At 69.5% G+C, this 10,003-nt stretch carries 8 protein-coding genes; all 8 read right to left on the bottom strand.

Annotation, left to right across the window (positions count from 1 at the left end):
- Nucleotides 1-1,152: sensor histidine kinase (locus tag AOK17_RS53715; RefSeq protein WP_281198685.1), on the bottom strand; the 1,152-nt coding region annotated here is incomplete at its 3' end.
- A 532-nt stretch (nt 1,153-1,684) separates the two neighbouring features.
- Entirely contained in the window at nt 1,685-2,365 is a 681-nt protein-coding gene (locus AOK17_RS44910; protein ID WP_055618425.1) for a LuxR C-terminal-related transcriptional regulator, read from the bottom strand.
- A gap of 111 nt (nt 2,366-2,476) precedes the next feature.
- Nucleotides 2,477-3,418, bottom strand: a complete 942-nt coding sequence (locus AOK17_RS44905; protein ID WP_055618424.1) for an SGNH/GDSL hydrolase family protein — start codon at nt 3,416-3,418, stop codon at nt 2,477-2,479.
- An 858-nt stretch (nt 3,419-4,276) separates the two neighbouring features.
- A complete protein-coding gene (locus AOK17_RS44900) occupies nt 4,277-5,584 on the bottom strand; it encodes a sensor histidine kinase (RefSeq protein ID WP_055618423.1) in 1,308 nt (435 codons plus the stop codon).
- Between the two features lie 139 nt (nt 5,585-5,723).
- A complete protein-coding gene (locus tag AOK17_RS44895; protein WP_055618422.1) occupies nt 5,724-8,174 on the bottom strand; it encodes an MMPL family transporter in 2,451 nt (816 codons plus the stop codon).
- 222 nt (nt 8,175-8,396) lie between these two features.
- Nucleotides 8,397-9,041: a phosphotransferase gene (locus AOK17_RS44890; protein WP_245697789.1), complete on the bottom strand. Its 645-nt coding sequence runs from the start codon at nt 9,039-9,041 to the stop codon at nt 8,397-8,399.
- 201 nt (nt 9,042-9,242) lie between these two features.
- A complete protein-coding gene (locus tag AOK17_RS44885) occupies nt 9,243-9,686 on the bottom strand; it encodes a GNAT family N-acetyltransferase (protein ID WP_055618427.1) in 444 nt (147 codons plus the stop codon).
- 72 nt (nt 9,687-9,758) lie between these two features.
- On the bottom strand, nt 9,759-10,003 hold a 245-nt coding region (locus tag AOK17_RS44880; RefSeq protein WP_169802005.1), incomplete at its 5' end, for a helix-turn-helix domain-containing protein.

Raw genomic sequence — 10,003 nt, 5'->3', positions numbered from 1 at the left:
ACGGTTGGGTCCGGCGGTGACCTGGCCCTGGTAGATGGCCGCGCGTTCACGCATGCCGATCAGGCCGCGGCCGTTTCCGGTGCTCCGTCTCCGGGCGTGGGGAGAGCGGCGGGGGCCGGTGTCCTCGACGTCGACGTGGACCGTGCCGTGCGCGACGGTCACCCGGACGCTGCTGGAGGTGTCGGCGGCGGCGTACTTGAGGGTGTTGGTGAGAGCTTCCTGGACGATGCGGTAGACGGCGAGCTGAAGGCCGGGGGCCAGCGTGGTGACGTCGCCGTCGGTGCCGAGGGTGACGCTGGGACCGGCGGCGCGGACGCGTTCGATCAGCGGGTCGAGGTCGACGAGGCCGGGTTGCGGGGCGTGCAGGGCATCGTGCGGCCGGTCGTTGTCGTCGCCGATGACGGCGAGGAGCTGACGCAGTTCCGTGAGGGCGCCGCGGCCGCTCTCGGCGATGGTCCGCAGGGTCTCGGCACCGCGCTTGGGCTCTTTCTCGGTCAGGCCGGCGGCGCCGTCGGCGAGGCCGACCATGACGGCGAGGGTGTGGCCGAGGATGTCGTGCATCTCCTTGGAGACGCGGGCGCGTTCCTGGGCGACGGCGAGGCGGGCCCGCTGGTCCTTCTCCTTCTGCAGGGCGGCGATGACGACGTTCACCAGGCGGGTGGCGAGGCCGAGGCCGACGACGGCCGTCACCGTCACCGTCCCCAGCAGAATGAGGATTTCCGGGCGTGCGGCGAACTCCGGTTGATTGTCGCCCCAGAGCCCGACGGCCCAGGCCACGAGCTGTGTCAGGGAGACGGCCAGGGCGATGAGCAGCCGGCCGGGGGTGGCGAAGCGGCCCACGTTGAACAGGGCTACGAGGCGTGCGAGGTCGGCGCCGGCATTGGCACTGTCGAGGGCCCCTGTGTAGGCCGTCAGTACAGCGGTGGCAGTGGTGAGCGCGAAGACGAGCATGGGCCTGTGCTCCCGCCACAGCAGCGGAACGGTCAGTGCGAGGGTGAGGGCCAGCTCTTCGGCGACGCCGGATTCGCCGGCGGAGCCGAGTACGGAAGGCAGGCCCAGGGCGACGCAGCACAGTGGCACGCCCCACCGCCGGACCCAGGGGTGGGTCCGGTCCGCCCACCGCCAGGAGGACAACCGGGCGATGATGGACACGATCACACGCTGCTCATCAGCGGTCGTCAGGGCATCGGGCAACTCGGGCCGACCGGAGAGGTGTCGACCGGGCCGGGAATCCTGTGGGGTCGTGGGGGTCAAGGTCTGTGCCCTTCGCGGTGCAGGCGAGCCGCTCGCCTGCACCGGGGGGAATGGACGGACGGGCGGCGACTGGGGGGAGAACGCCGACCGGGGCCGACCGCTCTTTCGCGATCGTACGGCGGACAACGGTTCGGGATCGGCGGTCGTCCTGACCTGGTCACCGCCCCCGCCCCCACCCACGCCGTGGGAGCCGGACACCGGACCTTGGGAGAAGGCAGCACTTCCAGTGGTGGTGGGTGACACGCCGACCGGCTCCGGTCGGTGCAGAACGGTGGCCACGAAGTTGCTCCCGCCGGGTAAGGACGTCATTGCTGGACGGGCCTGCTCTGTCCCGGGCTTCAACCTAGAAGCGGAAACGACCGATGCCACGGCACCGCGGGAGGGAATGCCGAGGCGCCGACTAGTACCGGGGTACCAGAGTTCGCCCTTCTCATGGCTGCGACGAGCGAGTGGTGTGCGGTGCGGCCAGGCCCGACTCGTAGGCGAAGGCAACGGCCTGGACGCGACTGCGGGCGCCGATCTTGGCGAGGATGCGGCAGGTGTAGGACTTGACGGTGGTCGGGGCGATGGACAGGTGCTCGGCGATCTCGGTGGTGCTCCAGCCGGAAGCCAGGGCGCCAAGCACCTGGCGTTCACGTTCGGTGAGTGTGCCGAGCCGTTGCGCCGGAAGGGGCGTGGAGGCGGGTGACCGTCGTCGGACGATGTCGATGAGCCGACGGGTGAGGTTCGGCGGGATGACGGCGCCTCCGGCCGCAACCACGCGGATGGCAGCGGTCAGCTCGTGCGGGGTGGTGTCTTCCGGAAGCAGTGCGTCCGCACCTGCCCGAAGCACGGCCCAGGCGTATGCGTCGAGTCCGACAGGCGCAAGCACCAGAACGTGAGAGTGGAGCCGGCTGTCGCGCGCGATGCGGCGGACGGTGTCGATCGAGTCCGTGGTGGGTTCGAGGATGTGCATGAGGACGACGTCCGGGCGGAGCGCGTTGGCCATACGGACGGCTTCGGCACCGTCGGCCGTCGCGCCGACCGGGCTCAGGTCTGGCTCGGAATCCAGCAGGAGGCGGTAGCCGAGGCGCTGCAGCTCATGGTCGTTGACGATGAGAACGGTGGGCATGGTGCCGGGGTTCTTCCTTTGGGCAGCGATGCCGGCGACGAGCGCGGTGGGGTGGGGGAGGCCGGACAGGCAGGCCTTCGGAGGCTGAACGCTCCTGTCTCCTACGGGCGTTCAGGCGCCGATCGCACGGAGCACGGCGTCGGCCATGCCCTTCTCGCCGTGCGCGTTCGGGTGGACGGCGGCGGCCGGGCTGCTGGGCTGGAGGGGCTCTATCCAGCGGGTCTTCTCCGCGGAGCAGGCGTCGTGACCGACGGACGGGGAGTAGGTGTCGACGTACGTCGCTCCGGCGGCCTCGCTCTGCCCACGCAGCATGGTGTTGAGTTGCTTCCCCTTGTCGTGCAGGTAGGTCGCGTCGCCGGGCGCGAGGGGCAGTTCCCTGCCGCAGCCCTTGCCTTCGGCGGGCAGGATCGCCGGATAGCCGACGACGTAGACCCGGGCCTTCGGCGCACGCCGTTCGATCTCGGCCAGTGCCGCGGAGAGCTTTCGGCCGGCCGTCTGGATCTTCTGTGCCACTTCGTCGGTGCCGCTGTCGGCGTACTGCTTCTTGCAGGGCGCATCGTCGGAGAAGAGGCGGTCGCTGTCGATCGCACGGTACATCGCGCCCATCGTGACGCATTTCGTGACCGTCGAGCCGAAGCCGATGTCGTTGCCGCCGATGCCGAGGGTGACCAGCCGCGTCCGCGTCGAGAGGGCCGAAAGCTGGGCGGGGTTGGTGCCGTTGGACGTCTTCTGCGGCGCGGTGAGGTCGGTGATGGTGGCACCACTGCAGCTGACATCACGGAAGTCGGCAGCCGTGACGCCGAGTTGGCGTGCCAACACCGCCGGATAGTTGTGGTCGGAGCGGTCGCAGCCGGCCGGTGTCCCGGACTGTCGGGGGATCTTCGGGCCGGAGGTGTAGGAGTCGCCGAGAGCGACGTAGGGCCCCGGCTGCGGTTGCTCGTCCTTGGCGTTGTCGTCGTTGCCGGTGCCGTCCGGCCGCCCGATGAGGACTGTGGTGAACAGAACGCCGCAGCTCACGATCCCGGCCAGACCTGCGCGTGCATACGGTCCCATGGGTTTCTCCTGTCGTCGTCACGGATGACCAACTGCTGGGCGGGCACCGCGGCGCACGCGGCTGTGTGTGATGGGCGGCGGTGCCCGGAGCGGGACCGGCAGGGCCGGCTGGGGGAGGTGGAAGGCTTGCCCGGATCACGGCGGGGACGAGGTCTTGTGCGACCCTGCCGTCAAACTAGGCGGGAAAACGCGCATGTCATCGGCACCGCGGGACCGAATACGGCGGTGCCGAGTAGTACCGCGGTAGGAAGGCGCGTCGACTCTGGGCGCAGGTGCGGTCAGGGGCCGGCCGGGCCGGTCCCGTGTCGTGGGTCGCACGTCGATCCAGGCCGGGCGTCGGCATCGGCACCGGCGTCGGCACAGGACATCGCACTCGCGCCGGTCAAGCTGGTCAGGCCGGTCGGACGTGGTTCGGAGTCGACCTCGCGCGAGGTGATCCACGCGGTGCGGGTTTCCAGCAGGCGGTGCGGCGCAGCGCGGCACGGCGGGTGCCACCGCGGCCTTGCCGCCGGTGACCGCCCTGATCCCCGCCACGAGTTCGTCCGGGCAGGCGCCCGCGAACGGGAATCCCCCGGCTCCGGTCCGCAGCGTGCCGCAGACGTACCGGTGCAGTGCGCATCTGGTCGCATCAACCCCGGGGAACCCCACCGGACTCGACGACATGCCGGGTGGTCTCGTTCCGTCCATGCCGGGCATGAGGACGTCTGTCAGGGCGGTGTCGGGGTGGCGTTCGGGGTGTGTGAACTGAAGCGCCGACGTCCGCGGCCTCGCAACGGCGGTGAGGCCGGGCTGGGCCCTGGCGGCCATGCCGAAACGCCGAGCCGCGACAGGGCTTGGCGTTCGGCCGTGAGGACAGTGTCAAACGGGGCGTTTCTCCTTGGAGTTGGCAGGCGCGTTGGGGATGAGGAGGGCGTGGACGGTCCAGCCGCCCTGACGGTTGGGTCCGGCGGTGACCTCACCCCGGTAGAGGGTGGCGCGCTCGCGCATACCGACCAGGCCCCGGCCGCCGGCCGTCCCGCCACGGCGTGCGCGGGAGCGGGGCGGGCCGGTGTCCTCCACGGTGATGCGTACGACGCCGGGGTCGGCGGCGACAGAGACGTGAACCGAGGTCTCGGAGGCGGCGTACTTGAGGGTGTTGGTCAGGGCCTCCTGGATGATGCGGTAGGCGGACAGCTGGAGCCCAGGGGCCAGGCCGACGAGGTCGCCGTGCGCGTACAGGGCGACGGAGGGGCCGGCTGCGCGGACCCTGTCGAGCAGGGCGTCGAGGTCGGCGAGGCCGGGCTGCGGATCGAGCGGGACGTCGTGCGACCGGCCCTGACCTTCGCGGTCGTCGCCGATGACGGTGAGCAGGCGGCGCAGTTCGGCCAGGGCGTCGCGGCCGGTGGCGCCGATGATGCGCAGCGTCTGGGCGCCGCGTTCGGGCTTGGTCTCGGTGAGGCCGGCGGCGCCGTCGGCGAGGCCGACGATGACGGCGAGGGTGTGGCCGAGGATGTCGTGCATCTCGCGGGAGACGCGGGCGCGTTCCTGCGCGATGGCAAGACGGGCCTGTTGGTCGCGTTGCTTCTTCAGGGCGTCGATGTAGGCGTAGGCCAGCCGCAGGAGCAGGCCCAGTGCCGCGAACGCCACTACGGCGACCATCACCATCAACGTCACGGGCTCCGGACGTGTGACGTACTCCAGCTGCTGGCCGCGCCAGAAGAAGTAGGCCCATGCGACGAGTTGCACGAGAGTGACGCCGGTGGCGACCGCCAGTTGGCGTGGGGTGCAGTGACGGCCGACATTGAAGAGGGCGACCACCCGGGCGAATTCGGCGCCGGTCAGCACGCCCAGAGGAAGAGACACGACGGAAACGGCCGTGGTGAGGGCGAAGACCAGCATGGGGCGTCGTTCCCGCCACAGCAGCGGGATGCAGAAGGCGAGGATGATCGGCAGCTGGGGGTCGCCGACGTTGTGGGGATTGGTGTACGCGTCGCTGCCGACCGCGAAGCAGAACACCGGGACCCCCCACCGCCGGACCCAGGGACGGGCCCGGTCGGCCCGCCGCCACGAGGCGAGCCGGGAGACGACCGAGACGATCACCCGCTGCTCGGGATCGCTCGCCAGGGCCTGAAGGAACTGGCGCTCGTCCGGGCGTGGGGCGGGAACAGGCGCACTCGGTGCAGTCATTGGACAGGCCCTTCGCGATGTCAGGCCGCCCGCCGGCCCCGGGGGATCGGGCCGACGGGCGGGGCAGGGGAGACGGCCGACGAGAGTCGGCCGCCACGTCAGGAGCCGGTGCGGAAGCCGGGGCTACGGCTCGCTCTCGTCAACTCCTGCGCATCGGGTTCTTCAGCAGCTTCCTGCGCGCCGGTGCCTCCGACTCCGTCGAGTCGGCAGGGGATGTGGCCTCACCGCCCCGAGCGAGGCGCTGCTTGAACCTGGACAGTCCGCGTGCCTTCCTCGGGGCCCGCTGGGCAGGCACCGGTGTGTCCGGGGCGCCAGAAGTGTGGACGCCGGTGAAGGAGTGGGCGGCGCCGTGGCCGTCCGAGCCCGCGTGGATCCCGGCGGCGACACCGGCGAGTACGGGTTCAGGAGCGGAGTCCGTCTGCTCGGCTTCGAGCGTGTGGCGCAGTTTCTCGCCCTCGACGTCCACGTTCGGCAGGACCCGGTCCAGCCACTTCGGCAGGGTCCAGGAGCGGTGGCCGAGCAGGGCCATCACCGCGGGGACGATGGTCATCCGGACGACGAAGGCATCGAAGAACACGGCGGTGGCGAGTCCCAGGCCGATGGACTTGATCAGAGCCTCGTCGTCGAGGAGGAATCCGGAGAAGACGGAGACCATGATGACCGCGGCTGCGGTGACCACCCGGCCGCTGTGCCGGAAACCCTCCACGACGGCCTGCGTGGGTTCGGCACCATGGACGTACTCCTCCCGCATCCGGGAGACGAGGAAGACCTCGTAGTCCATCGCGAGTCCGAACACCACGCCGATCAGCACGATGGGCAGCAGGCTGACGATGGGGCCGGTCTGGTCGACGCCGAAGAGATCCTTGAGCCAGCCCCACTGGAAGACCGCGACCAGGACACCGAGGGTCGAGACCACACTGAGCAGGAAGCCCAGGGCGGCTTTGAGCGGGATCACGATCGACCGAAAGACCAGCAGGAGCAGGACCAGGGCCAGGCCCACGACGATGGCCAGGTAGGGGACGAGGGCGTCGGAGAGCTTGGTGCTGACGTCTATGTTGACGGCGGTCAGGCCGGTGACCATCAGGTCGGCGCCGGTGTCCTGGTGCAGGGCGCCGCCGTGGCCGCGGATCTCGCCCACGAGGTCCTTGGTGGCCTCACTGGTGGCGGCGCTCTTGGGAACGGCGCCGATCAGGGCCACGTCGCCCGCCTCGTTGAAGGAGGGAGGACGGACGGCGGCAACATCGTCCAGCTTGCTCAGCATGGTGTACGCGTCCTGGGCGGCGACCTTGGGACTGTCGCTGTCCCGGGCGTCGACGACCACGGTGAGCGGTCCGTTGAAGCCCGGCCCGAAGCCCTTGCTGAGGGTGTCGTAGGCGATGCGCTGGGTGCTGCCGGGAGGCTTTCCCGAGTCGTCGTTCAGGGCCATCTTCAGGGACATCGTGGGGATGGCCACCAGGGCCAGGCCGGCCACCGAGACGGCGAGCACCTTGACCGGGTTGCGGGTGACGAACCTCGCCCAGCGCACGCCCATCGACTCGCCCTCGCCGCGCTCCAGCGCCTTCATACGGCGGGTCAGCATCTTGCCCTTCATGATCCGCATACCGGCGAAGCCGAGCATGGCGGGCAGCAGGGTCAGCGCGATGACCACGGCCACGGCCACGGCGAAGGCGGAGGCCAGGCCCATGGAGGTGAGCATGGCGATGCCGATGACGCTCAGGCCGCTCAGCGCGACGATCACGGTCAGACCGGCGAAGACGACCGCGGACCCGGCCGTGCCCACGGCACGTCCGCAGGCTTCCTCTGGTTCGTGGCCGTCGCGGATCTCGTTGCGGTAGCGGGAGACGATGAACAGGGCGTAGTCGATGGCGACGGCCAGGCCCAGCATCAGTGCCAGGGTCGTGGAGGACGAGGCCAGGTCGAAGAAATGCGTGGCGAGCGTGACCGACAGGACGGCCGCGGCCACCCCGAGGATCGCGGTGAGCAGGGGCAGGCCGGCCGCGATCATCGAGCCGAAGGTGATCACCAGAACAACGGCGGCGACCCCGACGCCGATCAGTTCGGCCGCCTTGCTCGCCGCCTTGTCCTTGACGGCGTTGCCGCCCAGGCTCACCTTCAGGCCCGCCTTCTCGCCCTGGGCGACGACGTCGGTCTGGACGGCGTGGGCCGCGCCGCTGACGTCGGCCTCGGCGACCTTGTAGGACACCTGGGCGTAGGCGATGGAGCCGGACTTGCTGACCAGGCCGCTGCTGAAGGGATCGGAGACGCCCGACACCTGCGGCGACTTCTCCAACTTCGCCACCAGGGACTCGACCTCGGCCTTGTTGGCGGCGGAGGTGAGCTTCTGCCCACTGGATGCCTCGAACACCACACGCGCGGTGGCGCCGTCGGCGGAGGCCTGCGGGAACTCCTTCTGCAGCAGGTCGATCGCCTTCTGCGATTGCGTGCCCGGAACACTCAGGGCCCCGGAGGATGTGCCGGGCGCACTCATGGCGCCGATGCCGATGGCGGCCAGGACGGCGACCCACAGCATCACGACGACGCGTCGTCGCCGGAACGCCAGCCGGCCGAGCCGATAGAGGAAGGTGGCCACTGATTACTCCCACCAGGAGAAGAGATCATTGGGTGAGCTGGGCCTGACTGACCCGCGATCTCAACCTAGGAGCGGTATCGGGCGATCATCCCGTACCGCGGAACGGAATCCGGCGGAGCCGGCTAGTACCGCAGTACCAGTGACCAGTGACTTCGGACCGCGTCCGGGCCCGGCTCCACCACGTCGTCGGCAGGGACGATGCCCGTCACCAGGACAAGTACGTCATCGCAGTGCGCGAGCCAGGACGCCCCGGTGGTCCAGGACCCACTGCCAGGCAGCCTGGACCTCCATGACTGCGCCAGCGTCTCGAAGGCCGATCATCGCTCGGTCTCCCTTCTGCGCCGCAGCCTCGATGCCGCGCCAGCACCTGTCCTGCCACCACAAGATGGCCGGGACGAGGTCATCCCGATCGGCCAACTCGTAGGTGTCGGCGACCAACCGCAACCGCCGCGCGCTTTCGTCGATGTTCCACACCCCTGGACCGAGACCGATGTACTGCCAGCACACATGGGCGACATCGTGAATACGTGCGCCCGGAGCCGCCAGGTCCCAGTCGATGAACGCCACCGGGCGCAAGGCACCGCCGACTGATCGGTAGACCGTGTTCTTAGGCGAGAGATCGTTGTGACAGACGACCTCCTGCGACCCGGCCAGTTCGGTGCCTGCCGTCAGATCATGGAACTCCCGCACGAGCCGGGTGACCAGCAACAAACTCTCCTCGGTGCCGACAGCTGACGGCTGCTCCTGTTCCCAGGCCACGTGCCCGTCAAGGTAGGTGAGGACCTCACGCCCCTCCTCATCGAGGCCCAGGTACCGCGGTGCACCTGACCAGCCACGGACCTCAAGGAACCTCAGCAGTTCGGCCACGAACTCTGTCCTGGCCGACGCGGGGCGGCGCACCGTGGCACCGACCCGTACGACGTGATTGACGAAGCCACCCGGCAAAGACGATTCAGACATCCCTCTACTCTGAATCATCGTGGTGTCCCCCTTTGGCGCGAGCCCTCCAACTCGACAGTCGGCCTACCCACGCGGTTCGACCTCTCCGTCGGGAACCCGCACTGCTGCTCATCGAGGGAGCCTGCGCACCATGAACACGTCCACCGGATCCTCGAACTCGACGGTGAACCCGTGTCGTTCGTACAGCCGTCGGGCGGGACTGCCTTGCAGCAGGTTCAGCCGGACGAGGACATCGCTGCGATCACACCGATCCAGCAGTTCGCGCAGCACGCTCGAACCAATACCGCTGCCCTGAAGCGCCGGGGTCAGGTAGAAGTGCTCGAGCCAGTGAGAGTCGTCGGCCGGTCGCAGCGCCACGCAGCCGGCGAACACACCGCTCACCTCGATCACCCATGTGTGAGCCGGGTCAAAGCCGTCTCGCAACCGCTGCCGTACCCGATGCGCGTCGTACCGTCCGAGCCGTTCCAGATCCGTCCGAAGCACCGTCGCACGCAACTCGGCCACAGCCTCGACGTCCGACACCGACGCCTGCCGAATAGCCCAGTCCGCCATGATCGCCACCGGTCACCCTTGTCTTATCCGTACTGAGCGGGCCGAGCGCCCAGAGTCATGCGCACCGACGTGTCAACTCGGGGGAGCGTCGCCCGGGCGGACCAGTCCGCTCTCGTAGGCGAGGATGACCAACTGGGCCCGACTGCGGACGCCGAGTTTCGTCATGGCCCGGTTGACATGGGTCTTCGCGGTGAGCGGGGACACGTACAGCCGGGCGGCGATGTCCTCGTTGAACAGTCCGCCCGCGACCAGGGCGAGCACTTCGCGTTCCCGGTCGGTCAGTACGTCCAGCGCCGTCGCGGGGATCGGGGCGGGAG

The organism is Streptomyces phaeochromogenes (genome assembly GCF_001418655.1).
GTDB lineage: Bacteria > Actinomycetota > Actinomycetes > Streptomycetales > Streptomycetaceae > Streptomyces > Streptomyces phaeochromogenes.
This window is presented reverse-complemented; position numbering and strand designations above follow the sequence as displayed.

Bases quoted from the DNA above. Each gene is read 5' to 3' on its own strand.
- AOK17_RS44900 (WP_055618423.1), bottom strand. From the start codon at position 5,584: ATGACTGCACCGAGTGCGCCTGTTCCCGCCCCACGCCCGGACGAGCGC.
- AOK17_RS44905 (WP_055618424.1), bottom strand. From the start codon at position 3,418: ATGGGACCGTATGCACGCGCAGGTCTGGCCGGGATCGTGAGCTGCGGC.
- AOK17_RS44910 (WP_055618425.1), bottom strand. From the start codon at position 2,365: ATGCCCACCGTTCTCATCGTCAACGACCATGAGCTGCAGCGCCTCGGC.
- AOK17_RS44885 (WP_055618427.1), bottom strand. From the start codon at position 9,686: ATGGCGGACTGGGCTATTCGGCAGGCGTCGGTGTCGGACGTCGAGGCT.